General features: G+C 44.9%; 24 protein-coding genes and 2 pseudogenes. 10 read left to right on the top strand and 16 right to left on the bottom strand.

Translation table 11 applies throughout. The features are described 5' to 3' along the window. Positions 1–73: 73 nt before the first annotated feature. Complete coding sequence (locus AB4486_RS05800) at positions 74–841, bottom strand: SDR family NAD(P)-dependent oxidoreductase (RefSeq protein ID WP_065584096.1); 768 nt, start codon at positions 839–841, stop codon at positions 74–76. Between the two features lie 105 nt (positions 842–946). Between AB4486_RS05800 and AB4486_RS05805 the strand changes: the two genes are divergently transcribed. After that, entirely contained in the window at positions 947–1,285 is a 339-nt protein-coding gene (locus AB4486_RS05805; protein WP_004741127.1) for a helix-turn-helix domain-containing protein, read from the top strand. 47 nt (positions 1,286–1,332) lie between these two features. On the opposite strand, the gene AB4486_RS05810 is transcribed toward AB4486_RS05805, so the two are convergent. Next, positions 1,333–2,238, bottom strand: a complete 906-nt coding sequence (locus AB4486_RS05810) for a LysR family transcriptional regulator (protein ID WP_136974130.1) — start codon at positions 2,236–2,238, stop codon at positions 1,333–1,335. Positions 2,239–2,448: 210 nt separating this feature from the next. On the opposite strand from AB4486_RS05810, the gene AB4486_RS05815 reads away from it, so the two are divergent. After that, on the top strand, positions 2,449–3,168 hold the full coding sequence (locus tag AB4486_RS05815) for an SDR family oxidoreductase (RefSeq protein ID WP_008216572.1): 720 nt from the start codon (positions 2,449–2,451) through the stop codon (positions 3,166–3,168). A gap of 107 nt (positions 3,169–3,275) precedes the next feature. On the opposite strand, the gene AB4486_RS05820 is transcribed toward AB4486_RS05815, so the two are convergent. Together AB4486_RS05820 and ompW are read right to left on the bottom strand one after the other, a co-directional pair. Further along, positions 3,276–5,093: a choice-of-anchor I family protein gene (locus AB4486_RS05820; protein WP_372116663.1), complete on the bottom strand. Its 1,818-nt coding sequence runs from the start codon at positions 5,091–5,093 to the stop codon at positions 3,276–3,278. 202 nt (positions 5,094–5,295) lie between these two features. Beyond that, a complete protein-coding gene (gene ompW / locus AB4486_RS05825) occupies positions 5,296–5,943 on the bottom strand; it encodes an outer membrane protein OmpW (RefSeq protein WP_065584094.1) in 648 nt (215 codons plus the stop codon). Positions 5,944–6,343: 400 nt separating this feature from the next. On the opposite strand from ompW, the gene glgC reads away from it, so the two are divergent. After that, entirely contained in the window at positions 6,344–7,564 is a 1,221-nt protein-coding gene (gene glgC / locus AB4486_RS05830) for a glucose-1-phosphate adenylyltransferase (RefSeq protein ID WP_017064925.1), read from the top strand. Between the two features lie 121 nt (positions 7,565–7,685). On the opposite strand, the gene AB4486_RS05835 is transcribed toward glgC, so the two are convergent. Together AB4486_RS05835 and AB4486_RS05840 are read right to left on the bottom strand one after the other, a co-directional pair. Next, on the bottom strand, positions 7,686–9,116 hold the full coding sequence (locus tag AB4486_RS05835) for a YfcC family protein (RefSeq protein WP_372116665.1): 1,431 nt from the start codon (positions 9,114–9,116) through the stop codon (positions 7,686–7,688). Positions 9,117–9,529: 413 nt separating this feature from the next. Next, a pseudogene (locus tag AB4486_RS05840) lies at positions 9,530–9,757 on the bottom strand (hypothetical protein); the annotation flags it as partial. Positions 9,758–9,814: 57 nt separating this feature from the next. Here AB4486_RS05840 and AB4486_RS05845 point away from each other — a divergent pair. From AB4486_RS05845 to AB4486_RS05855, 3 genes are all read left to right on the top strand, one after another. Next, the gene (locus AB4486_RS05845; protein ID WP_229648214.1) at positions 9,815–10,072 is read left to right on the top strand and encodes a hypothetical protein; all 258 of its coding nucleotides are present in this window, start codon (positions 9,815–9,817) and stop codon (positions 10,070–10,072) included. A gap of 337 nt (positions 10,073–10,409) precedes the next feature. Further along, on the top strand, positions 10,410–10,766 hold the full coding sequence (gene hpf / locus AB4486_RS05850; RefSeq protein WP_017061680.1) for a ribosome hibernation-promoting factor, HPF/YfiA family: 357 nt from the start codon (positions 10,410–10,412) through the stop codon (positions 10,764–10,766). Positions 10,767–11,006: 240 nt separating this feature from the next. Further along, positions 11,007–11,162: a DUF3012 domain-containing protein gene (locus tag AB4486_RS05855; protein ID WP_017061679.1), complete on the top strand. Its 156-nt coding sequence runs from the start codon at positions 11,007–11,009 to the stop codon at positions 11,160–11,162. Between the two features lie 162 nt (positions 11,163–11,324). Here AB4486_RS05855 and dgcA read toward each other — a convergent pair whose 3' ends face one another. The 5 genes from dgcA to AB4486_RS05880 form a co-directional block, all read right to left on the bottom strand. Then, positions 11,325–12,311, bottom strand: coding sequence for an N-acetyl-D-Glu racemase DgcA (gene dgcA, locus AB4486_RS05860; protein WP_372116667.1), 987 nt, complete (start codon positions 12,309–12,311; stop codon positions 11,325–11,327). A 57-nt stretch (positions 12,312–12,368) separates the two neighbouring features. Further along, positions 12,369–13,376, bottom strand: a complete 1,008-nt coding sequence (gene dgcN / locus AB4486_RS05865) for an N-acetyltransferase DgcN (protein ID WP_108194754.1) — start codon at positions 13,374–13,376, stop codon at positions 12,369–12,371. A 91-nt stretch (positions 13,377–13,467) separates the two neighbouring features. Next, the gene (locus tag AB4486_RS05870) at positions 13,468–14,358 is read right to left on the bottom strand and encodes a LysR family transcriptional regulator (protein ID WP_108209486.1); all 891 of its coding nucleotides are present in this window, start codon (positions 14,356–14,358) and stop codon (positions 13,468–13,470) included. A gap of 119 nt (positions 14,359–14,477) precedes the next feature. Further along, positions 14,478–15,314, bottom strand: a complete 837-nt coding sequence (locus tag AB4486_RS05875) for an SGNH/GDSL hydrolase family protein (RefSeq protein ID WP_372116670.1) — start codon at positions 15,312–15,314, stop codon at positions 14,478–14,480. A 110-nt stretch (positions 15,315–15,424) separates the two neighbouring features. Then, positions 15,425–15,937, bottom strand: coding sequence for an RNA methyltransferase (locus tag AB4486_RS05880; protein WP_017061674.1), 513 nt, complete (start codon positions 15,935–15,937; stop codon positions 15,425–15,427). Positions 15,938–16,212: 275 nt separating this feature from the next. Here AB4486_RS05880 and AB4486_RS05885 point away from each other — a divergent pair, with 275 nt between their 5' ends. Beyond that, positions 16,213–17,874 (top strand): methyl-accepting chemotaxis protein, encoded by a 1,662-nt coding sequence (locus tag AB4486_RS05885; RefSeq protein WP_102429235.1) that lies wholly within the window; start codon positions 16,213–16,215, stop codon positions 17,872–17,874. Between the two features lie 114 nt (positions 17,875–17,988). On the opposite strand, the gene AB4486_RS05890 is transcribed toward AB4486_RS05885, so the two are convergent. Further along, positions 17,989–18,858 carry a LysR family transcriptional regulator gene (locus AB4486_RS05890; RefSeq protein ID WP_017064933.1) on the bottom strand — a complete coding sequence of 290 codons (870 nt, stop codon included), beginning with the start codon at positions 18,856–18,858 and terminating at the stop codon, positions 17,989–17,991. A 209-nt stretch (positions 18,859–19,067) separates the two neighbouring features. Here AB4486_RS05890 and AB4486_RS05895 point away from each other — a divergent pair, with 209 nt between their 5' ends. After that, positions 19,068–19,415 (top strand): DUF3316 domain-containing protein, encoded by a 348-nt coding sequence (locus AB4486_RS05895; RefSeq protein WP_372116672.1) that lies wholly within the window; start codon positions 19,068–19,070, stop codon positions 19,413–19,415. Positions 19,416–19,590: 175 nt separating this feature from the next. On the opposite strand, the gene AB4486_RS05900 is transcribed toward AB4486_RS05895, so the two are convergent. Beyond that, positions 19,591–21,228 (bottom strand): methyl-accepting chemotaxis protein, encoded by a 1,638-nt coding sequence (locus AB4486_RS05900; protein ID WP_372116674.1) that lies wholly within the window; start codon positions 21,226–21,228, stop codon positions 19,591–19,593. 259 nt (positions 21,229–21,487) lie between these two features. Between AB4486_RS05900 and AB4486_RS05905 the strand changes: the two genes are divergently transcribed. Next, positions 21,488–21,913: a DUF3010 family protein gene (locus AB4486_RS05905; RefSeq protein ID WP_171732859.1), complete on the top strand. Its 426-nt coding sequence runs from the start codon at positions 21,488–21,490 to the stop codon at positions 21,911–21,913. A gap of 103 nt (positions 21,914–22,016) precedes the next feature. Here the strand turns inward: AB4486_RS05905 and AB4486_RS05910 are convergent, their stop codons facing one another. Next, positions 22,017–22,916: a DMT family transporter gene (locus tag AB4486_RS05910; protein WP_372116676.1), complete on the bottom strand. Its 900-nt coding sequence runs from the start codon at positions 22,914–22,916 to the stop codon at positions 22,017–22,019. Between the two features lie 124 nt (positions 22,917–23,040). On the opposite strand from AB4486_RS05910, the gene AB4486_RS05915 reads away from it, so the two are divergent. Next, a complete protein-coding gene (locus AB4486_RS05915) occupies positions 23,041–24,468 on the top strand; it encodes a PLP-dependent aminotransferase family protein (protein ID WP_017064936.1) in 1,428 nt (475 codons plus the stop codon). 114 nt (positions 24,469–24,582) lie between these two features. On the opposite strand, the gene AB4486_RS05920 is transcribed toward AB4486_RS05915, so the two are convergent. Together AB4486_RS05920 and AB4486_RS05925 are read right to left on the bottom strand one after the other, a co-directional pair. After that, complete coding sequence (locus tag AB4486_RS05920) at positions 24,583–25,131, bottom strand: carboxymuconolactone decarboxylase family protein (protein ID WP_017061666.1); 549 nt, start codon at positions 25,129–25,131, stop codon at positions 24,583–24,585. A 236-nt stretch (positions 25,132–25,367) separates the two neighbouring features. After that, positions 25,368–25,766, bottom strand: a pseudogene (locus tag AB4486_RS05925) (GNAT family N-acetyltransferase); the annotation flags it as partial. Positions 25,767–25,838 lie beyond the last annotated feature (72 nt).

Raw genomic sequence — 25,838 nt, forward strand, 5'->3', positions numbered from 1 at the left:
ACGCGAATACTCATCAAGGAGGCCATCTCGCTGCTATTTTTCCTGCGCGACAGCCACCTAAAAAGAATCCTGATTAATTACGACCAGCAATCACACCGCCATCAACATCCCAGATTGCACCCGTTACCCAATCTGCACTGTCTGATAGTAAGAAAGAGATGCTATTGGCGATGTCTTTCGGCAAACCTACTCGACCAATAGGATGGAACGCGTTGAAGCCTTCTAGCGCTTGATCCACTTCTTCAGGTTTGATGAAAGATTCGTAAATCGGCGTTTTAACAACAGCAGGAGAAACCGCATTCACGCGAATGTTGTAGTCCGCAAGCTCCATCGCCATGTGCTGTGTTAAAGCGTGCAAGCCAGCTTTTGCCATTGAATACGCAGAGGATGGTGTCGCTCTAATAGCTTGTTTGGCCCACATAGAGCCTACATTTACCACGTTTCCGCCACCGTTTTTGATCATCAACTTGCTGACAGCTTGAGTGATGAAGAAGGTTGCTTTATTGAGCTGCATGTATTGCTCGTAATCAGATTCTTGGTGTTCAATAAACGCTTTAGGGTTGAAGTAACCAGCCGCATTCACAAGGTAACCAATACCTTCTTCGAGCGACTCTAAATGCGTAATAAGACGAGACACACTTGCATCATCATAAAGGTTAGCTTGCCAGCCTGAAGCATGACCGAGCGATTGCAGCTCTGACACCGCTTTATCTAACTTAGTTGGGTTATTGCCGACCACCAACACATGGATGTTTTGAGCGACTAACTGCTTCGCTGTTTCAAAGCCCATACCACTTGTGCCACCGATTACTACTGCAATACCATTTTTAGTGAAGTTCATTTTGTTATCTCCTAAGTCATGTGAACGTGGTAATCTTAGGCTTTGAACTAACACTATGAATAGTAAGTACAAATCAGTTAGGTAGGTACTTATTGGTACATCTTTATGAAAAATCAGGAAAACTTTTTTTCAAGAAAATCAGCACCAGAGCGCTCAGCTCGCATGGTCGAAACCATCTACGGCTGTAAATGGTCGCTAACGGTTTACCAATTACTGGCAAATGGCATTAATCGCCCCGGTGAAATGGTGCGCTCAGTAGAAGGGCTATCTACAAAGGTATTGAATGAATGTTTGAAGCGAAATGTAGAATTTGGAATTTTAGACAAGCAAATGTTCAACGAACTCCCACCAAGAGTTGAATATCAAGTGACGCCCTTTGGTGAGAAGTTCTTACTGATTCTGGATCAACTGGAAAGTCTACAAAACGAAATCGACGAGATGTAAGCCCAAGCAAGTCCACTCTATTCCAAATAATGGACAGCACGCACTATTTAGCTGACTGGCATTTGCTCAAAACGGCCTTTCACAAAATCAATGAAGGTTCGAATTCGGCTCGGTTGATAGCGGTCTCGATGATAGATCGCTGAAAAGTCCACTTTCGGCACTATCCACTCATTAAACACCTGCTCCAATTGCCCATCATTGATCTCTTGCAAGCAATAGATGGTTGGTACACGAATAATTCCGTTGCCCGATTTCGCGCCCTGAACTAACACTCGCCCATTCTTACATTGCAGCCTACCCGTGACATGAACATCGACTGTTTTCTTGGTGTCATCCAAAGCTTGAAAGCTCCACTTACGCACAGACCCCGTTAAGCAGTCATGGTGAATGAGATCTTTAGGATGGTTTGGCTTTCCTTTGCGAGCAAAATATTCAGGGCTTGCGAGCGTTCCCATCTCGATGTCCAAAAGCTTTCTCGCGATAAAGCCCGCATCTTCAAGGCTTCCCATACGAAATGCGATATCGAACGCGTCTTCAATCAAGTCGACTCGGTTACTACTGAAATCAAGGCTGATGCTGATGTCTGGGTAGAGTTGCATGAACTCATTGACCAGATCCGCGATGATCACCTCGCCCAGATAACCGCCAACACAGTTTACTTTTATGTCGCCACGTACTTCTTCGACGTCATCCACAGCAGCAATCAAGGCTTGGTCTATATTATCTAAGGCTTGTTCACATCTCGCGTACAGATCTTGCCCTGCGTGAGTCAACCTTAAGGTTCGAGTGGTGCGGATAAACAGTGTCACACCCATCTGCTTTTCTAGGCTGCTCACTTGGCGTGATACGTGGGAACGAGACACATCCAACTCCTCCGCCGCTTTGGTGAAATTACCTAAACGAGCGATCAGCACGAAAGAACGAATATCAGACAGGTTAATTTGATTAAGCATAGTCGCCAGCTTACTTATGAAGTTATGAGATAGACGCTTTTATTGTTGCACCACAGCAACAGTGTTTCAAGTAAAGTGCTATATATCAACAATTCTATTTTCCTTAATATACCTCCATCGCAACGAAGCAAGGCAACAAGCACTTGATTCGAATGCACTTAAACAATACGTCGTAGCCAACCGACGCAATAAAAGTACAGAGGAAATAAAATGAAAAAACTAATCGTAATTACAGGTGCAAGCTCTGGTATTGGTGAAGCAATCGCTCGTCGTCTAAGCGATGAAGGTCACCCTCTACTACTTTTAGCTCGTCGTATTGACCGCCTTGAAGCGCTGAACCTACCAAACTCTCTATCTGTGAAAGTAGACGTAACAGACAAAGCGTCTTTTGATGCAGCTATCGCACAAGGTGAAGAGAAGTTTGGTCCTGTAGATGCGCTTATCAACAACGCTGGCGCAATGCTTCTTGGTCAAATCGATACTCAAGACGCACAAGAGTGGAAGACAATGTTCGACGTGAACGTAATTGGTCTTCTAAACGGCATGCAATCTGTACTTGCTCCGATGATGGAACGCAACACGGGTACTATCATCAACATCAGCTCTATCGCGGGTAAGAAAACATTCCCAAGCCACGCAGCTTACTGTGGTACTAAATTCGCGGTACACGCTATTTCTGAGAACGTTCGTGAAGAAGTGGCGGCTTCAAATGTTCGTGTTACCACTATCGCACCGGGTGCTGTAGAAACTGAGCTTCTGTCTCACACAACATCTCAAGAGATCAAAGACGGTTACGATTCTTGGAAAGAAGACATGGGTGGCGTATTGGCAGCTGACGATATCGCTCGCGCTGTATCATTCGCTTACCAACAACCACAGAATGTATGTATCCGTGAGATTGCTCTAGCACCAACTAAGCAACAGCCATAGGCCTTTGCCATCGCTAATAAATAAGCGATGAACTAAAAAAGCGCCACGACTTAACAAGTCGTGGCGCTTTTGTTTTGATTCAATCTAATTGCTAGTAAGAAGCGTGATTAAAACTCAACGCGGTAAACTGACGTGCTACCACTCACTTCGTTGCCAACCGCAATAAAGTGGTTACCAGAACGAGTGAAATACTTGATTGATTCTGGACCTAAATCACCCGCTTTAGCGTTGTAAGTCTCGTTGTCGCAATCACCGTCTTCATCAACCTTAGTGCACACTGGCTGAGTAAAGTCGCGATTGTTCAAGTAGCTGATGAAACTTGCGTTTTTAGGCTGTGTTACGTCGTAAACCATGATGCCACCTTGGCGCTCAAGTCCAATAAAGGCATAGTGCTTGCCGTTGATCTCCGCCACTTCGATCGCTTCAGGTTCTACGCCTTTATCATCACTACGATCGTCACCGCTTTGGTTGTTATCATTGGTGCTGTTGAAGTTTGCAGGATCTTGCTCAAGTACGATTCGAGCAAAATCGTCACCGCTATCAAACACTAACTCGCCTGACTCATCCCAAATAGAGAAAGAACGGCTACCGAATGCTTGAACCTTTTGGTCAGCAGCGAGTGTCCCTTGTGGCTTAATCACTTTAAGACGTGCAAGTTGCTTGTTGTCTTTCAATGCGCCTGCTAATGGGTGGTTAGCGTCAACGTCTAACTTCTTGCCGCGTACTTCATCGACATACGCGATACAAAAGTCTTTTTCTGTGGTGTAGTTTTCGGTGCCTTGATAGTCATCGCCATCCCACTCAAAACCTTTCTCGTCACACATTTCTTGCGTGGTTTTGATGCCATACTCACGACCATCACCTTCATTCGCAGTCACAATATAGGTGTTGCCATCAACACTGTAGCTGGTGATGCTGTCTGGCATGTAAAGGCCTTCTAACATTGCGTAGCTTTGGAGATTACCGATGTTTTTGTCTTTGTTTGACGCATCTAGCTTAGCGTTATCCCAAGGCTTGCCGCCTAGTCCAAGAATCGCATCCACTTGTGCACTCACCACATCAATGGCTGCCAATGCGTTGTTCTCTTGAAGGGCAACGTAGAGTTTTCCGTTATCAGCAAACGTTAGGTATTCCGGTTCAAGGTCTTGAGCAACGGTTGCATTCGGCACAGAGATTCGAACCTTGTCGGTCAGCTCTGCATGGCGAGGCTGACCTTGATTGAATGCCTTAAAATCAATTTGAGTGACTGTGGCTTGCAAAGGGCCATTGGTTAAATCCACTAGCGTTACTGAACCTTCAGGGTCAATGCTGTAATCCGCATTCGGCTCACCTTCATTTGCAGAGGCAATGTAGCGACCATCTTTCGAGAAGCTCACCATGTCCGGTAATGCACCAGCCGTATAAGTAGTGATCAGCTCTAGCGTGTCTGAACGATAAAGTGCAATGATGCCGTTTTGTTGCTTATCAGCATTTTCAATCGCGACAGCAACTAATCCTTGATGAGTCGACACACTGTTCGCGGCACCAATATCAATACCCGAAGCTGCAGCCGCTGATTGAAGGTCGATAGAGCCCTCAGATGCTGGTGCGCTGTCAGAGTTTATCGATAACACATCGACTTTTTGTGCTTGAGCATTGACGACATAAAGCTTGTCGGTACATGAATCGTAGCTGACGATTTCGGCTGCTGAAGTATCAAACGGGGCATCGGCAATAGCACGTCCAACCAGGCTGATTCCGGTTACCTCAGCATTGGAAGCGCTTGGCTGCTCGATGGATTGGCATTGAAAGCTAAAAGCATCAAGTGACGTTTGAGATGGGATAGCAGCCGTTGGTGATGTTGACGTTGATTGAGAACACCCTACTAGAGCAGAACTTACCGCAATAGGCAGTAATAGTGTCAGCTTATTAAATTTACGATTCATATATCCTCCATGATTTGAAACGCGATCATAGAGGGCTGTTATGACACTTATCTTTCTCTTTTATTAACAATAAATGACAACAATCAGTTTGCTTCACCCATAACAACAATAAGTTGGAGTGAGCATTTCATTAACAAGCAAGCAAAAAAAAGCGCCCAAGCTGGCTGGTGCTTGAGCGCCTTTAGTAAACTAATAAAGAGGGTTAGAAGTTGTAACCACCACCGATCATGAATACCCATGGGTCGATATCAACGTCGGTTGAGTATTGTTTTCCACCCGCTTTATATTTCGCTGTAGTATCAATGTCTGCATACCAAACTGACGCATTCAAGAACCAATCTTCATTGATCATGTAATCCATACCAATGTTTGCCGCAAGTCCCCAAGAGTCATCAAGAGATAAGTCACTTAAGCCTGCATCTTTACCAGTGCCATTAAGTTCTTCATCAAAGAAGACAGTGTAGTTAATGCCCGCACCTACGTAAGGGCGGAACTTGCTGTTTGCTTCGCCGAAGTAGTACTGAACCATCAACGTTGGTGGTAAGTGTTTTGTCTCGGCGATATCACCTAAACCACCATGGTTTGTAGAAATTGTATGGGAGAACGGTGTCGCTGCAAGAATCTCGAGACTGATGTTGTCTGTAAACATGTAACCAAATGTCAATCCAAGTTGGGTGTTTGAATCCACACCAAATTTTGACCCCGATGTCTCCAGAACATCCCCACTGCTATCGTTAGGAGATACCATTGCTGCACCTGCACGGATGATGAAATCACCTTCTTTATGAGCAAGAACGTTGGTTGACATAAGAGCCGCAATAACCGCAATACCACATACTGTTTTTTTCATTATAATTTCCTTTTGGGGGCTTAATCTTTGTTGGTGAATGAGTAATCATTTCTTATTTTGCGTGCAAGGTATCATAGAATAACCCTACTTTATTGATGGAAATCAATTTGTGAAAAGTTGTGATTATTTATGTAAATTTATATCGACCCGATCACTTTATCTCTTCATTTTATTGACAGTTTTGTAATGCAACTTTTCCGTGCGTCATTTTGTTAATCCAATCCCTTCACTTTGCTCAGCTCTCTTTGGATCAAAATAGAGCAAGCCAATATCTCGCACGCATCATTTCGGTGCAGCTCTACAAGAATCAATCTTGCCGCGTATAATATTCAATGAGTTACATTTGGCTTAGTGCTTGCAAGTCTATGTTCATAATCATAAATACATTGAGGTTCTGACTATGCAAGACACTCTAACAATCGTTCTGGCCGGCGGTGTTGGCTCTCGGCTTTCTCCCCTCACCGATAACCGTGCAAAACCTGCGGTACCTTTTGGTGGCAAATATCGAATCATCGATTTCACACTCGCGAACTGCCTGCACTCCGGACTTCGCCAAATTCTGGTGCTAACTCAGTACAAGTCTCACTCTTTGCAAAAACACTTACGTGATGGTTGGTCGGTGCTTAACCCCGAGCTCGGCGAATACATCACCAATGTTCCCCCACAAATGCGAACCGGTGATAGCTGGTACAGCGGTACTGCCGATGCGATTTATCAAAACTTGTATCTGCTGTCTCGCAGTGAAGCCAAGCATGTGGTGGTGTTATCCGGTGACCATATCTATCGCATGGATTACGCACCAATGCTCAAGCAGCACAAAAAGAACGAGGCCGACCTAACTGTGGCGTGCATGGAGGTTTCGATTGACGAAGCCAAAGAGTTTGGTGTGATGGAGATAGATGAATCTCTAGAGATCAATAACTTTACCGAAAAGCCACGTTACCCTGCATGTGTACCTGGTAGGCCAACTCGCAGCATGGCTTCAATGGGTATTTACGTCTTTGATAAAGAAGTACTAACACAAGCGCTACTGGCGGACGCCGAAGATCCGAACTCAAGCCACGATTTTGGTAAAGATATCATTCCTAAATTGGTGGGTAACAACAGTGTTTACGCATACAAGTTTGGGGATGAAGAAGGCCGAGTGACCCAAGATGCGTACTGGAGAGATGTTGGTACTATCGACTCTTATTACCAATCCAACATGGACCTGTTAAAGCCAGCTTCGCCTATCGATTTATATCAACCTGATTGGGCGATTCGTACTTACGAACCGCAGCTGCCACCCGCACGAACCATTGCTTCAGTTGAAGGTAATCAAGGAATATTCATCAACTCGATGATAGCGAATGGCGTTGTAATTGAAGGCGGCTCGGCGCAAAACTCAATCTTCTTCCCGAAAGTGAAAGTCAGCAATGCCGCGATTGTGATTGATAGTATTCTGTTTGAAGATGTTGAGATTGGAAAAAATTGCCACATACAAAACTGCATCATCGACAAGAACGTTAAGGTGCCTGACGGAACCCAGATCGGTCTTGATGGCCTTGCCGATGCGAAACGCTTCCACATATCAAAACAAGGCGTGATTGTGGTGCCCTCTTCTTACCAATTTGAAGAGTAACCTTTAACGTTGGAATAGCTTTTCTTTAAACGAAAAAAGGCAGCGAATTCGCTGCCTTCTTATTTACTCACACAGCTTCAGTTAAGCCTTAACTGTCCATGTATTCGATTAAACAGAAACCTTAGAAAGGCCCTAACTCAATCATTTGAGCAATCACGACTGAAATCAGAGCGCCCACCGACCAGAACAAGAATAGCGGTAAGAAGAAACGCACCCACTTACCATAAGGGACTTTCGCAATCGCCAGTACCGCCAGCAAGCCACCGTTGGTTGGATAAATGTAATTCGAGATACCATCACCCAATTGAGACGCCAACGCAGCAACTTGACGAGTCACTTCACCAATATCTGCCAGTGGAATGATAATTGGCATAGTAATCACCGCTTGACCACTGCCCGACGGGATAAACAGGTTGATCGCAGCTTGTGAGAAGTAGATACCTGCCGCCGCAACAAGCTTAGAGCTGCCAGAAATGATCTGCGCAAGATAGTAGATAATCGAATCGACAATCTTCGCGTCTTCCATGATGGTCAACACCGAACGCGCAAAGAAGATGATCAACACAGCAACCAATACATCGCTGACACCTTTAGTCCAATATTCACAAATCTTGTTAGGAGACAATCCTGCCACCAAGCCAGGAATGATCGCCATTGCCACAAACGCACCTGCGATCTCAGTAAAGCCAAAGCCCATCGTCAGAGTACCGAAGATCATGTATGCGAACACGCCTAAGAATGCGATACCTGCTAGCTTCTCACGAACCGTCAGAGACTTAGCTTCAACGTTTGATTCGTAGTGGTAACCCGTACCGTGCAACAAACCTTTGGTCGGGTCTTGCTTAACTTTGCGCGCGTAGTTAAGTACATACCAAGCACCTGTTAGCAACATGAACATGCCAACAATAAAGCGATACCACATGCCTGAATACATAGGCAGTTCAGCGATAGTGTGTGCGATACCCGTAAAGAATGGGTTAGCCAAAGCGGCTGCGAAACCGGCACAACTTGCCAGTAAAACAACGCCAAGTGCCGTAATCGCGTCATAGCCAAGCTTGATACAGATCGGGATCATCAAAGAGATAAAGATGACATCAAGTTCACGCATACCGGTGAAGGTGACGTTGAAGAAAATCGCCGTCATGATCACAGGCGCAATTACGTACAAGCCTTGCTTCTTTAGCTTAGTAGTTAGTGCAACAACGGATGCGTCTAACAGACCCATGTGTTTGATAATGCCAAAAGCACCACCCACAAATACCACAACGCCCATCACGCCAGAAGCGGATTTGAAGCCTTTAAAAAATGATTCGAAAAAAGAGGCTAATGTTGTTGGGTTGCTGGTCAATTGTGTGTAGCTGTCTGGGTCGATAACCGTGCGGCCATTCATGACCACTCGCTCGAATTCACCAGCAGGGATGAAGTAAGTTGCGATTGCAGCAACGATCACCATGATAACCAAAGAGAGAAACGGGTGGTTTACTTCTTTCTCTGTCGGCGCTGCGTTACCAGCTTGAGATGTAGGTACGGATGTAGATACCGTAGTCGTCATATAGACTCCTTATTTGTCAGCAACTAAGGTTCACTTAGCCGCCGGAGGGATTTTTGGAAAAACGAAACCCTTCACGCAGAACATAGTTCACGCTAACTAGGCTGTTTCTAAAAGGCCTTTGATAGATGGTGCTCTCAAATGTACATAGTGAAGTAGTGAGAACTACTCTCTTTGCGTCCGAGCAAAATGCAGATGTTCGGCCAAGTCAGGCCAAACTGAATGAGGTCATTACAAGCAGATAAACAGAAAAAGACTGTTTGGGTAATGCGTTTTTTATCAATTACAAAGACAAGCGGCGCATACTAGCATAACGAGTCATTAATTGTCAGAAAAGTGTGAGTTTCGTCATGCTTTGGTGAGCAAAAGAAAAGCGCCCACTAATAAGTAAGGCGCTTTTCTGCAATCGAATCGAGTTACTTAGGTGCTAATTCGTAGTTTTCTTGCATCTCATGAGGGGCAATCCCGTACTCATAATCCGCTAAGTAGCCATCCTTATAGATCTTCATTCCCTTCTCATCCCAGCTCACTTTGATCATCGCCGTGTTGCCATCTTCACTGCCTAACAGCTCCAGCATTTCTGCATCAATCTTAATGGCTTTGATGGTTTTAATACGCTTAAACGGCTTAAATTCAGTGGCCGAGAATACGATGGCCGAGCGATAACGCTTAAGCTTGAGTCCAATCGCAAAGATTCTCGATTGTTGCTCAAACTGCAACATATTGATCTAGGCTCAATTGATGAGTCTCGCATTTCAGAACTTGTGCGATTCAAAGTCGAAACGCCGGTTCGCTATGAAGGTGACATTAATTATTGGCGTCAGGGCGTCGAATTTCCTGTCGATCAACTGGCATCCAATAAAGAAGTCGATATTCGAGCACGCATTACCATACCCGAGTCTCAACTCACAGCAGGAGAGTTTCACTTCAATATGGAGTGGGCAGTTGAGTGTCTATAAATTAGTAACTTAAGCTGAGTTTTTAATCAAAGAAGAAAAAGTGAGTGAGCTGGAAAGAAAATCAATGGAGTGACAAGTTCGGAATTATAAAACCGATAAAGAGAGATTCACTGGGAATTCGCTGTAGGTTAGCGCAAATTATCAAGGATGGAGTTTTTTTGAACATGTCTTTAAAACACGAAACATAATATGCGATCAGTTCATCGGACTTTCAAGGGAGTAACAAGAGAATATTTGATAACACTGAAGTCAATCACACATGTGCTAATTCTCAGTTGGTTAATCTATGCGATGTTTGCTACGTTTAAATGACACAGTCATTGGAAAGGTATGATTTATGAAAATAAATGTTCAAACACATCATGTATCAATTAACGACGAGTCACGCAAAGACATCGAAGGTAAATTCGAGAAGATATCTAACCATTTCCCATCACTGATCAGTTGCGACATCATCATTACTAAAGAACACGGTCAACATCAGGTTGAAGTATTCACCAACTACGAAGGTGTACGAGTAACAGCAAAATCGACAGACGATGTTATGTACCCAGCTATCGCTGCAGCACTTAAGAAACTTGAAGCGGGCCTAAGTAACCGTAAGGGACAATTGAAAGCCGACCTACACGAGAAACCAACAAGCACGAAGCCAGAGATTGCTTCGGACATCATCCAAGAGATGAAATTGGTATAAATCGATAAGTAGTTAAAGCGAAATAACGAATAGAAACTTATTAAGAATTTCAAAGCCAGCATACATTGCTGGCTTTTTCGATCTTAAAGCCAAGCAAACCTTCGCTTCTTTACCGTCCCTCGAATTCAGCTCAACCCCACATCATTATTAACGCCCTTAAGTTCTTAGCAGCTATAACAATCACTTGTGGGATTTGATACAGTTATAAGCAGAAATTTAGACCACAACGGAATGTTTATTATGAAGAAAATCGCGTTGATACTTTTCCTTGCTACTCAATTAATGGCTTGTACCGAGGTTGGCAGTGAAGCTTGGTGTGCGGATATGAAAGAAAAGCCTAAAGGTGACTGGACGGCTAATGAAGCGGGTGATTTTGCTAAACACTGTATTTTCTAGGTGGGTTGTATTTAGCAGTTCAGTACACCCCACTCAATGAAGCAAGTGAGTAGTTGCAGTATGGTTTACTTATCTCTGTAAAACGGTACAAACAAAAAATCGCATAAGTTAACGCTTATGCGATTTTTGTATGGAGAGATTCCTAGCTAATTTGTTAGGAACTTAAAGAACAATCATCCCATCTCGATAAGTCAGTGATGGTGCTACATCTTGACCAAGTAAGACTGGGCCATCGAGGTCGACGATTTCAGATTGAACAGCGATAGGCAGAGCTGCACGCATCGCCAGCGATGTACCGAGCATACAACCCGACATCAGCGTAAATCCTAGCCTTTGAGCTTCTTCAGCAAGTACCAATGCTTCGGTCAAACCACCTGTTTTATCGAGCTTGATGTTGACCATTTCATATTTGCCTAACAAAGATGAAAGTTGCGAAGTGGTATGACAGCTTTCATCAGCACACAGTGGTATCGGGTGCTTGATGTGCGCCAATGAGGCATCGTGCTGTTGGGGTAACGGCTGCTCGATCATCGCAATATCAAATTCTACCAGTTGATTGAACAACTCTTCGAGATTCAATCCTGTCCACGCTTCATTGGCATCCAGTACAATCTGAATATCTGCCGCAGCTTCTCGTACCGCGCGAACACGCTCTACCACTTGCTCGCCATCAAGCTTCACTTTTAAGAGTTTTGCTCCATTTACGACATAGTCTCGAGCCTGAGTCGCCATCGCTTCTGGAGTGCCAATCGAGACGGTCATTGCTGTCACGATTTGATTCGGTAACTCAAACAGGCTATTTGGGAAGACCTGGTCATGTTGTTTGGCTTCAAGCTCCCAAAGCGCACAATCGACCGCATTTCGCGCTGCCCCTCCGGTCAATAAAGACTGAAGATGATCTCTTAGCTCTGCCGGATCGGTAACGCCTCGCTCAAACATACCTTCAAGTGCGCTAGACGCTTGTTGGATTTGCGCTAACACAGACTCCGATGACTCGCCGTATCGTGGGTAAGGGGTGCACTCTCCCTGAGCTTGTTTGCCATCATGTTCAATATAAACACGAACAACGTGACACTCAGTTCGGCTGCCACGAGAGATGCGAAAAGCCGTTTGCATCGCGATAGTAATGGGTTCTGCTGTAATCTTCATAATTTCACTCGGTTGATGTTCGCTTTAACAAATGGAAACGTAGAAATGATGAAGTCGTTAAAGTGAATGTCGCAAATGATCAGTAATGTGTTGTACACCAAAACGCACAGGGTCCGTCACGGGCACTTGATAGAGTGTGGTCCATTCTTGGCATAATGTCTCAGCGTCTTCAATGCTAATTGCCGACGTGTTCAAGCAGATGCCAACCAATTTCACATCTGGATTCGTCAGTCGTGCCGCTTGTAAGTTGGCTTCAATCGTCTGTTCTATGCTTGGCAATTGAGCATGAGGAAGGTTACGAATATGTGGTCGCCCGACCTCATGGCACAACACCAAAGCATCGGCTTGTGCGCCATGTAATAACCCCAAACTCACGCCTGCAAACGAAGGGTTGAACAAAGAACCCTGCCCTTCAATGATGTCCCACTCGTGGTCGGTAAAATCGGGGCTAATCGCTTCAACCGCGCCGGAAATAAAATCCGCAACCACAGCATCAATCGAAATTCCGCTGCCTTCAATCAAAATACCGGTCTGCCCTGTCGCTTTAAACTGGGCGGATATTCCCGCTTGTTTAAGCGATTTTTCAATCGCTAATGCCGAGAACATTTTGCCTACTGAGCAATCTGTTCCGACAGTAAGCAGGCGCTTACCCTGACGAGGCTTACCTTTACCAACCTTTAGAGAACCATCAAAATGGCGTACATCATGAAGCTTAGTCAATCCTTGCTGTTGCATGTCAGCAAGCGGTGAAAATTCACTCAATCGTTGGTGCATGCCAGATGCAATCTCAAATCCCATTTCTGCAGCGGCCATTATGGTTGACTGCCAAGAATCAGGAATGACGCCCCCCGGATTTGCGGTGCCAATCACTAGGGTTTTCGCCCCTAGCGCTTGCGCCTCTTGCAAGGTCATGTCCGTTAAGCCCAGTGAAACGGTATCGCCTGTTAAGCGCAGTTGGCCTAGGCAGATTTCTGGTCGCCATTGGTGAATACCACGGGCTGTTTTTGCGGCAAGTGGGTCGGTAACATCCCCAAGAAAAAGAAGGTAAGGTTGAGCGATAGACATGAGTGTCCCCAATTAATAAGTCCTTGTATGGATTTACTTTAATTAAGAACTTCGAAGCTGCCGAATACCTATTTATGGCGAACCTATAACCTTAAGTTATAGGGTGAGTATGGCTCTTCAATGAAGCGATAAATTGCTTCACGGAAATCGACTGAGGGGTGTGCTCTGCGCAAAGCATCGATACCGAGAATTGGATATCTGGTTGAAGTGGCAACACACAGACCGCATCGTCATTTTGATACTGCTCTGCCGTCCACGGGTCAACGATCGCAAACCCTGCTTGGTGCTTCACCAGTTCCGCCGCAGCGCTGTATCCACGTACCGATATCGGATGGTGATAATGCTCATCGCGTGCAATAAGGCTTTGATGTAACAGCAGGCCTAATGGATCGCGGCTATCAAGCCCGATGATTGGCAACGGATAATTGATTAGATTATCGAGGGTTAATTCTGCGGGCAACTGCTCAACCATATTGGATGGAACCAAAACCTTGAGAGATTCAGTTAAGAGTGTTTCACTTAATATAGCAGGCGGTGTTTCGTCCCCAAATGCGATAGCAATATCAAGCTCATGCTTTAACAGCCCAGCACACAGTTCATCACGGTTTGCAGTCAACAACTCAAAAGAGAGCTCTTGTTCGCGAGACATTTGAGCAATCACTTGCGTCAGCAACTTGGTCGCCAGAATCGGTGGCGCACCAATACGTAAATGCTGGTGTCCTTGCTTCACTTTGTTGGTCAAAGAACGAAATTGACCCAGTTGTTGGTAAACTTTCTCCGCTTCAGGTAACAAGGTTTTCGCTTCAACCGTTGGTACCAACCGACCTTTCACACGTTCGAATAAACCAAACCCAAGTTGTTGCTCAGTGTGCGCCAGAATACGCGTCACATTAGGTTGCGACACATGTAGATTACGTGCGGCTCCAGATACGGTTCCGGTTTGCATGATGGCGTAAAAGACTTCCAACTGTCTTAAGTTCACATTGATGTCCTTATGGTTCGCGAAACAAATCTAGGGGTTGGCTTTTCTTGTATTAGCTAAGCTGGTTAACGGTCTATCTGTTTAATTAGCTGTCTATTTTTCTATTTATCTGCGTGAGTCTACTTTAGTAGCTCAGCTATCGCAGGTTGAAGCACCTCAGCCCAAACTTGATAAGCCTTCGCATTCAAATGCAAATCATCACATGAGTACTCATTCGACAAAAGCTGATTAGGTGACAATACAGAATTCACATCTAAGAATGCAATGCCTTGCTGAGAACAGTACTCGCTTATTTTGGTATTGAGCAGTTCCACTAAAGGGTTCAAACCTTGCAGTTTAGAACCGACATAAAGCGTTGATTGCACCAATATGCGAATATCGTTTTCTTGCCACACCTTAAGCATATCAATGTAGTTCTGGTAGATATGTTCGACATCATAACCCTGAGCTAAATCGTTTATCCCTGCCATAAAACATACAAGCTTTGGTTTCACATTCAACGTGGTATCAATACGACGCAACATACCAGTTGTGGTGTCACCCGCTAAGCCGCGATTGACCATCGAGACATCGCGGAAAATATCCGCCCACGGTGCCCATTCAGTGATCGAATCACCAAACATCACTAGGTCTGCATTTGGGGAAAAATGGCGGTGATTATCTGATGTCATGATGTAACGGCTCATGCTATGGCCTCGTTGTTGAATCTCAGACTGAAGAGCGACTGCCTTGAGGATCTCGCTATCTGGCGTGGCGCTATCAAATTGAGCTAGCAATCCTTCGATATGAGGCTTAAAAGGGCTAAGACGAGTACTCAGTTGATGATGTTCTTTAAGGGGAGATAACCTCTCTAGTAATGCATACAAAGAGCGGTTTTGACCAACTTCTTGGAATAACTGATAGAGATCGAGGACAGAGTGTTGCTGTAGCGCGGCAAGTAATTGCTTGTCTTCCATGGTGTTATCTAACCCTTCAATTATCTGATGATGAACTCAAGATAATATCCGATTGCGTACGGGATAGATAACACTAGAAGCAGATCGTTACTTTTACTAGAAGTAAATAGTTACTTTTCTTTGATTAGCAGATGGTTACGGTTATCACGGCTTTTCTTAATCAGTTCGTTGCTCTCATCCATTTCATCAGATTTAGCAAGACGATCGTAAAGCAGCACATTCACTGTCGCTGCCAAGTTCATGCAGCCAACTGTTGGTACGTACACAACATGATCGGCTCTGTCGGCGACATCTTGAGAAATAGAGCCGTCTTCAGGGCCAAAGATATAAATGGCATTTTCTGGGTGTTTAAAACGCGGTAGTGGTGTTGCACCTTCTGCGAGTTCTACGCAAACGATCTTAGTTTCTGGATCAAGATTGTCTAAAAACGACTCAACACCAGTCAACGGGATAGTACGCGCAGCACTCTTAGTATCGGTGTGGAATTTTGCGGCTTTTTCGTAGCGTTGCCCTGTGTATTTAACTTCGTCGACTTGGTAACAACCAGCCGCACGCATAACAGCACCAACGTTTGTCGGGCTCTTTGGGTTAGTTAAACCAATAGTCACATGGCTTTTGTTCATGAATCTTTCTCACTTAACGAATAGACATAGCAGGGTGCTACAAAGCGTCGCATTCTAACAAAGCAGCGTCGAATTCAAAAGCATCGATACAAACTCACTTTTTCGCGCTTAAGCCTCTAGTTGCAAGGCTTCTCACCCCAAAAACCTAACCGTCATCATATTTATAAAACAAAAACACTCTAGGATAACAATTAAACAACAAGCCCATTTACATTTTGAAACCACATTAATAATGTGTTGAAAATTGCATGAGACAATCACACAGGAAGCGTGACATGACCCTAACCATCAAAAACCGCCTTTACATTCTCTCTTTTATTCCACTGCTACTGATGGCAATTGGGATGATGAGCGTGACGTATATGAAGAGCACCGAGCTAACCGCACAACAAGTAGAATCGACGCGTAGCAATATGATGGCGATGAAAGAAAAGGAACTCAAAGCGTATCTACAAATGGCCTACTCTTCGATCAGCCCATTTTTGGATAGAGGTGCAACATTAGAAGAAGCCTTACCAACATTAAGAACACTCGAATATGGCGAATCTGGCTACATCTTTGGCTACGACTCTAAAGGCGTTCGAGTGGTTGTTGGACAAAACAACGATGGTATTGGTAACAACTACTACGACCTGCAAGACAAAAAAGGCAACTACCTGATTCGTGACTTGATCAAGAACTCAAAGCTTGGTGAATTCACCACCTACTACTTTCCAAAACTTGGTCAATCCGAAGCCCTACCGAAACTGAGCTACTCGATATTCGTTCCCCAGTGGGACTTGATGCTAGGTACAGGCTTCTATACTGACGACATCGATGCGGTCATCGCAGAGATGAAAGAGAGCTCAAATGCTGCGTTACAAAGCTCATTGACGGCCATCGCTATATTCTGTGGTTTGATTGCCCTAGTAGTTGCTGTGTTTGCCGTTGCCGTCAACCGTACCATCATGCAACCACTCGAGCAGTTTGATCGTTCAATCAGCGCATTCGCGAGTGGCGAAGCTGACTTAACCGCTCGAATGGAAACCTTCAAAGCGCCCGAGTTCACAAAACTCAGCGAGAACTTCAATGCCTTTGTGGCAAGCCTGCAAACCATCATTCGCAGCGTAAGTGATGTCGGTCAGCAAGTCGTAGCCGAGACATCTAACATGTCTTCTCGTGCTGCGCAGGTCGACGAGATTGCTACTGGGCAACGTGAAGAGACTGAACAAGTTGCAACGGCGATGACTGAAATGACCACAACGGCGCAAGAGATCTCGAGCAACGCTAGCCAAGCGGCGGATTCCGCTAAACTTGCAGAGGGCAATGCCAAAGAAGCGCAACAGATAGTAAACGCCGCTGCAGATTCGGTGGCAGGCCTAGCGAGCGAAGTATCAGAAGCCAACACTGTCGTGTCTCGTTTAGAAGGTGATGTGCAGAATATCTCCTCTTCGTTGGCGGTCATCCAAGACATTGCCGAGCAAACTAACCTACTCGCGTTGAATGCCGCGATTGAAGCTGCACGTGCAGGCGAACAAGGTCGTGGGTTTGCTGTGGTTGCCGATGAGGTTCGTAAACTGGCAAGCCGTACTCAAGAAAGCACTGGCGACATTCACAAGATGATTGAGCAACTTAAAGCTGCCTCAGATGCTGCTGTGAAAGCGATGGATTCAAGTCAAAACCGAAGTGCGCAAACCGTGGAAGAAGCGAATGCCGCAGCCAAAGCACTGGCGAAGATCCAAGCGTCGATTGATACCATCATGGACATGAACTCGCTTATTGCGACAGCCACTGAACAGCAAAATATTGTAGGACAAGAAATATCTCAACGCATCGTGGTGATTTCTGACCAAAGCTCACAATCGGCAGAACTCGCGAATCAAAACCGTACAGGTAGCCAAAACCTCAACAGTCGTGCAAATGAGCTGTATCACTTGGTGGATCGCTTCACCGTCTAATACATTTTCGGTCTAGTAAGCCGTAATCAAACGATAATTAATCCTAAAACACGTCGGGCTTCAGAATCTCTATTCTGAAGCCCGTTTTTATCGGTGGAGGTTTTAAGCCATACACTAATCCAATTGCTCAGAAAGGAAGTCCACCAGCAGGCGAACCTTTGAAGATAAGTTGCGGTTCTGAGGATAAAGCGCCCAGATCCCTTCTTTGTCATCTCGATAATCGGACAGCACCTCAACCAACTCACCAGAATCAAGGTCTTCACTCACATAGTATTCAGGCAACTGCACCAAGCCAATGCTCTGCTTAGCTGCGTCTAACAAGGCTAAACCACTGTTGCACTTAATGCGTCCGTTAACACGAACTGAGCGAGGGCGTCTATTTTCTTTGAAACGCCAATGTTCAAATCCACCGACTAAACATTGGTGATTATTTAATTCTGATAATGTATGCGGCTCGCCATAACGTTCAATATATTCAGGGCTTGCACATACATAAAGTTGGCGTTGAGACAGCCTCTTTGCCACAAGGCTTGAATCTTCCAAGCGGCCAAGACGAATCGCAACATCAACACCCGAATCGATAAGATCGAGCTTTTGATTGGTCAGCATCAGCTCAAGCTCTACTTGCGGGTGAAGCTTTAAGAATTGATGCAGTATTGGGGCGAGTTGGCGCTCACCATAAGTCACAGGCGCGGTGACTTTCAGTAAGCCTTTGGGTGTGGATTGCATCTGCGTGACCGCAAGCTCAGCAATTTCTAAACCTTCGACCAACAACTTACATTGTTGGTAATAGAGTTGCCCAGCCTCTGTAAGAGACACCTTTCGAGTCGTTCGATTGAGCAGTTTCACTGCGAGTCGTTCTTCGAGGTTTGCTACTCTACGACTGATTTGAGCCACCGACGTAGCGAGCTTCTGCGCCGCACCAGTAAAGCTTTCACGCTCTGCCACTGCAACAAACTCACTTACCCCTTCCCAATTGGCCATGCCTTTACCTTATGCTGAACTTTGGTTACCCATACAGTGTATTGAAGTTAGATATCAGTGTCACCTTGCTTGATATGCGCTGTGCATTAATCTTCGGCACCTATAGTCATTCCCTTACAGAACCATATTTTTGTCCTAACATTAACCTCATCCCCTATTGCTAGGGTGAGAATCTCTAAAACACTGGTACAACAAAGTAAGGTATCCCTTTGAAGAAGTTAATCATACTTGTATCAACTCTTGTACTCAGCACCACTGCGTTTGCAGCAACTAAAACAACAATTCAAGAAACAACGCTAAAATCTGATACATTTGTTACTGAAGCGGAAGCATACGATGCAGGCACCAACCTTATGGATGAGTTAAGCGCAAAAACACCTTTTGAGCTTTCAAGAGAACTGCCACAGTTCCAACAGACAACCAAATACGATTCGTTCAAGATTGATGACGCGAATATGGAAGTGAAGAAAATCACTAACATGAGCGGTGACATTGATTACCAAGCGAACGTAAAAGTTGACTACCGTTACACATACAAAGACGGTCGCAGCAGCTAACACCGAATGATTGATCAGGTCTAAAAACTGATCACCTAGTCAAAAGACTGATCACCTAGTCAAAAAGAAAGCCCGCACTCATAGAGTGCGGGCTTTTTTGTCGTTCACCGCTGATTAATGGGACTCAATACGAGCAACCATTATCAGCTCATATTCGTCTGTCTAATTTTGAAAATTACACTTCAAACTGAGACACAAGGCTATCTAGCGCTTCACACTGTTCAGCCAATGCCATACATGCATTTTCTGCGCTGCTTGCCATCTCAACCATTTGCATGGTGCTTTCAGCGATGCGTTGAACATTCTTATTCACTTCTTCAGACACTTGAGACTGTTGCGAAGCCGCCGTAGCAATTTGTGTGTTCATGTCATTCATCTTGCCAATTGAGTTACGAATCTCACTCAATGAAGATGCTGCAGTTCCTGCTTGAACAATGGTTTTCTCGCCACTCACTTTGCTTTCAGTCATCACACCAACCGCGTGTTTAGCACCCACTTCTAAGCGTTCAATCATTGATTGGATTTCGCCAGTGCTGTCTTGAGTTTTACTCGCCAACGCTCTTACTTCATCTGCGACTACGGCAAAGCCACGGCCTTGTTCACCCGCTCGTGCCGCTTCAATAGCCGCATTCAAAGCAAGTAGGTTGGTTTGTTCTGCAATACCTTTGATCACGCCAAGGATTGAGGCGATGTTCTTCACGTCTGTATCTAGTTCTTGAACCACACCGCCCGCGTTCTCGATATCTTGCGCAAGGCGTTCAATCGAAGTAACAGTTAAGCCAAGCGTAGTATCGGCCGATTCCACTTCATGGTTTGCAACGTTACTTGCGGTTGCCGCATCTAATGCGTTACCACTCACCACTTCACTGGTTGCTTGCATTTCATGAACTGCAGCCGCGACCACTTCACTTTCTCGCTGTTGATTAGACGAGAATTCAGCAACACTTTGCGTGAGTGATTTGATGTTTTCCATCTCGCCACGTACTGCGTTCGATGTGAGAATAACTTGCTCCACGGTGACATGGATCTTGCCAACAAACTGGTTGAAAGCAGAACTCAAACGAGCGATCTCGTCATTACCTTCGACCTTCATACGTTGAGACAAGTTACCGTCGCCCGATGCGATCTCATTCATCGCTTTCTCTACGTTCTGGATTGGCTGAACGATAAACCGATTGGATAACCACATAGCGAAAAGTGCAGCGAAAACAGCAACGGCCATACCCACTTCAATGATCAACTTACTCGATTCAATAGAGTCATCGGCTTGCTGGCGAAGCTCTTTCTGTTTCAATTCGATCACAGTTCGGATATCGCGCAGTTGAGTACGAATGATCGCAAACTCTGCGTCAAGCGCTGGCGAGTAATCAATATTGTATTGGTCTGCGTTTGCTGGATCAGCGAACATTGGCTCGTGCAGTGCCACCCACTTGCTCATCGCGTTAACAAGCTTTGCTAACTCGCCACGTGAAGATGGGTCCAACACGCCCGCTTGATACAAGGTTTCGACACTTTGAAAACGAGGAACCGCTTTGTAAGCGTTGTCTTTAAATTCAAACTTTTGGTACTCGACCGCCGCTTGGTCTTTCGCAAGCAACAGACCTTGTGCCGAAGCGATAATTTGGTAGATATCTCGGTAGCCATCTTCTAGGTTATCTAGCACTGGCTGAACCACATTATTGAGCTCATTATTAATCGCAGCTTGAGCATTTGATCTGATAACGTTGAGCACAGTAACGGTAGAAAAAACAATCACAATCACCAACAGCGGGATCGCGATTTTACTCTTAATCGAAAGATTATTGATATTCATTGGGATTAATAACCACACTTCAAATAGGGATGCGCGCGCAATATACAGCACACATATAAAATCCCGCTAAGCTTTTGTGAGCTTCATCTCATAGCAAACGATACCGTAAATTCGTGTGATGTTTTTTCAATCAAAGGTTAACTTTCGGCGACTAAAATACTCTCTGATTTAGACTTATTTGCTGCTGATACGCGCAAATACTGGAGAAGTGTTAGAAATAACACCATAATGTAGGGCTCTAAAATAAGTAGGTAAGAACATGAAAATTTGTGGTGTTGAAATCAAAGGTAACGATGCAGTCATCTGTCTTCTTTCTCTGTCAGACGGCGTATTTAACATTCCTGATTGCCGAGTTTCTAAGGTTGCGATTAGCGACGCAAACGACACACAGAATATGAAAGACTTTCAATTCTCTTTTGCAAAGTTAATGGAAGATTACCAAGTAGAAAAAGTTGTAATTCGCCAACGTCAGACTAAAGGCAAATTTGCTGGCGGTGGCTTTGGTTTCAAACTAGAAGCAGCGATTCAACTGATCGACGACCTAGACGTAACCGTTGTATCTCCTGCTGACATCAAAGAGAGCCTTAAGCGTAACCCTCTAATGATGAAGTTCAAAGAAACTGGCCTTAAGCAATACCAAGAAGCACCGTTTACAACGGCTTACGCTTGCTTGATGAAACGCTAATCAAAAGTCGCTAGCCAATATTTTATATAGAAAGAGCCTGAATATTCAGGCTCTTTTTTGTTTCTAGTCATCGATTTTTAGTAGGATGAGTTTGGTATACAAACTACCGCTCTAACACTGTTCGCCTACGAGCCTTAATTAACTCAGGCTTTTTCACCACCAAATAAACCGCCGCAGCAGACAAGGCAAAGCCCATCGCGCCATACATGTCGAACGACTCACCGAAAATAAGCCACGCTTGGATTGCTGTCGTCGGTGGCACCAAGTAAAAGACCGAAGCCACACTTGAAGATGCACCGTGCTCTACCATGTAAAGCAACAATAGGATGGCAACACAAGACAGAACGACCACCAGCCAAATTAGAGTCAACGTGAATTCTATCGTCCAGTTTACTTGCATAGTTTCGTAACGCATTGCGAACGGCAGAAACAACGCGGCAGAAGCCAAATATTGCACCATCGCACCGCCGACCATATCTGTCCCCTGACAGAAGCGCTTCTGATACAAAGTGCCGCAGGTAATACCCACCAAAGAAACCAAACACAATAACGTTGCCAAGCCTTTTTGGTCGTCTGACTGCCATTCAATATTGCCCATCAACACCAAACTAATACCCGCAAAACCAAGCGCTAACCCCAACCACTGTGCAAAATTAAAACGCTGCGAAGTACAGCTGATCATAATCAATGAGGTAAGAATCGGTTGTAAGCCAACAAGTAGAGAACTCAACCCGGCGGGCATACCTATATCAATCGCCAGATAGGTGCCACCAAGGTAGAAACCATGAATCAAGATGCCAACCACACTTGCGTGGAAGAATGCTCGACCACGAGGAATACGACGCTTAATGATTGCAATCAAAACCAAGAACAGCGCCACGTTGGCTACCATCCTCAATGAAAGTAATGTTGCGGGTTCGGCATATTCAACACCAAGACGTGCGCCGACAAAACCTGACGACCACAATATTACAAACACAAACGGAATCATTTTAATCAGCATTACAAACCTCTGGTCAACTCTTCATCAATGCTGTTACCTTAGTTGGGTACAGATAACTAATAAAGATACAGATATAACACTTTAAATGGTTACAGATTGAGAGTGTGCAACGAGGGAGAAACACGTGGAAGCAGAACTCAGCGGCAATAAATACCTTGCTACCGAACAACATATTAAGGCTCAGATCGATAAAGGACTTTTTCATCCAGACGATCGCCTTCCCTCGATCCGCCAGTTAAGCGAACAGCTTGGCGTAAGCAAAAATACCGTAATTCGAGCCTATCAAGAACTCGAAGCAACGGGTTGGGTTTACTCGGTACCTAAATCTGGCTATCGCGTAAAGACACCGAACACCACCTGCTGGGATACACCAAGCCAACCTCAAAAAGTGGACCTCTTATCTGTCACCAAATCGGTACTCTCTCGCCCGAAAGGCCGCCTGAAACTGTTGGCAGGTTCTGCGCACCCGAACATAAACAACCCTGCGATTCGTAGCTTGTATGCCGAGATTGGTCGCCACAGTCGATTACAAACTCAATTGCCTGGGTATTACCAATTACCTCCCGGCGACGAGCAATTAGTAAAGCAATTGTTAAAGATCACCCATGATCTAGGCGTACCTGCGGGATCCAAAGAGATTGCGATTACTCATGGTGCTCAACAGGCGATCAGTTTGGCACTACGTGCGCTCACCAAACCGGGTGACATCGTGGCAGTCGAGTCACCTTGTTACTTCGGTAATTTATTGTTGCTCGAATCACTTGGCTTGCAAGCTTTAGAAATCCCGAGCAGTGTTAGCCATGGCATTGACATTCCATCACTGCAGAGCGCGTTGGACAAATGGGAAGTAAAAACCTTACTGCTAACGCCAAACTTTACTAACCCAACCGGCTCAAGAATGCCATTGGCGAATCGAAAAGCATTACTGGAGATCACCGGATCTTTACCAATTATCGAAGACGATGTGTTCGGTAGCTTGGCGTTCGATACACCAATCGCTAGCCTCAAAGAGCTTGATGACCAAGATAGAGTCATCTACGTCAACTCACTGTCTAAAACCTTAGACTCACGCTTGCGAATCGGTTGGTTATTGTCGGGGCGCTACCAACCTTTAGTCGAAAAGTACCTTTTATGCGACAACATGGGCAGCTCAAACCTGATGCAATCCGCGGTGGGGCAATTCCTCACTACCGGTAAATATCGCAGCCACTTATCCAAAATGAAACGGCTCTACCAAACCAACCAAAAGCAATTCCAAAGCCTGTTAATACAAGCACTAGATAGCCACCCACACCTTGTCGGGCAATACCACCTATCAAAACCGGAAGGCTCTTTTTTAAACTGGATAACACTGCCTGAATCGGTCGATAGCTACGCGGTCTATCAAGACTGTTTAAAGCATAAGTTGGGGATTTTACCCGGAACAGTATTTGGCACCAACGACCAATATAAACACTGCTTGCGCTTTACTGTTGCCAACATTGAAGAGAGCAAAGAGTGGAAAGAAGGGGTTGTGACACTAGCGAAGATAATCGCTAAGCACGTGCGTTAGGTTACCTTTCTAATTACCATTTAGACCAAAACAACAAAGCCCCATTCAACTGAGTGGGGCTTTCATCATTATCATATCTTGAGTTGCTTAAATACGATGGTTAGTTAAATACGATTACCCTTGCCAAGCGAACTGTTCAAAAACTTTGTCGACTGGCGTTTTAGCAACGTGGTTTACGTAATTACTGATCACTTTCTGAGACAGGCCAAGAATCACTTCTAGCACTTGTTGCTGACCGTAGCCCGCTTCGAAAAATGCTGCCATTTCACTTTCAGGCACATTGCCGCGGTTACGTACCATGCTCAGCGTAAAATCATGCAGGGCTTGCAGCTTTTCAGTGGGTAAAGCTGTGCGATTACGCAGTGCTTCGGTGATTGCAGGATCAACCTTCATTGAATGTGCAATGCCAGTGTGTGCAGGAACGCAGTAGTGGCATTCGTGTTCAACGTTGATGGTTTGCCAAACAACCGTTAGCTCTTCAGCATCGAAAGATGAGTCACTAAACGCCTGATGAAGCTGAGTGTAAGCCTTAAGTGTGTTTGGAGATTCAGCCAACACACCAAACAAGCCCGGCACTCTGCCCATCTGCTTTTTAGCGCCCTCAAGAATAGGTTGGCTTTGCTCTGGCGCGGATTCTACTGAGTGAATTTTGAAGTTGCTCATTGCTCTATCCCTATCAATTTTCGGTTCTAAAGTTATTCAATCACGGAGCAATTAATGAATGTTCTCCGTTGGTGTGAAAACAATATAGATCAAACAAGAACGATCGTTCAAGTGTTATTTTGAACAGTTGTTCAATTTATACATTGAAGGCTGACGGATATCTTTTGTTCATAACGAGAAAGCCCAACAGGCAACACCTGATGGGCTTTCTCTTTTTCTCAATTTTTTGCAAGCGGCTACCAATATTCTGCGTGAGCCAAGCCTTTAACACAACTCGACTTGCCACTTGTTACTTTGATTTCACCACCAGTTAACAATTGAGCCAACCAACCGTGAGGGAAACTCAATTCAAAGGGCGCTGGGACCTGCTCAACGGTAATTTGCCCAAAGCCCACTTTTGAATAGTAGTCAGGATCACCGTACGTCACTGCAAGCTCAATACCCTGCTCTTTTAGAAACTGCAAACCGAAGTTAATCAGGCGCTGACCAATACCACGCTTTTGCATCTGAGTGCTCACCGCCACTGGCGAAAGCAAATATGCCTTGGTTTCATCATCAAATGAAAGCGGCGTAAAGATAATCGCACCCACAATCGTACTATCCGCATCCGACTCACTAGAATCGTCTTCAATTAGCTCATAAACATACTTCTTTTTAACTGAATTTTGCCAATTTCTAAATCATTCAATAATGGACGAACGTTAACT

The sequence above is a fragment of the Vibrio sp. 10N.222.55.C6 genome (assembly GCF_041473395.1).
GTDB lineage: Bacteria > Pseudomonadota > Gammaproteobacteria > Enterobacterales > Vibrionaceae > Vibrio > Vibrio crassostreae_C.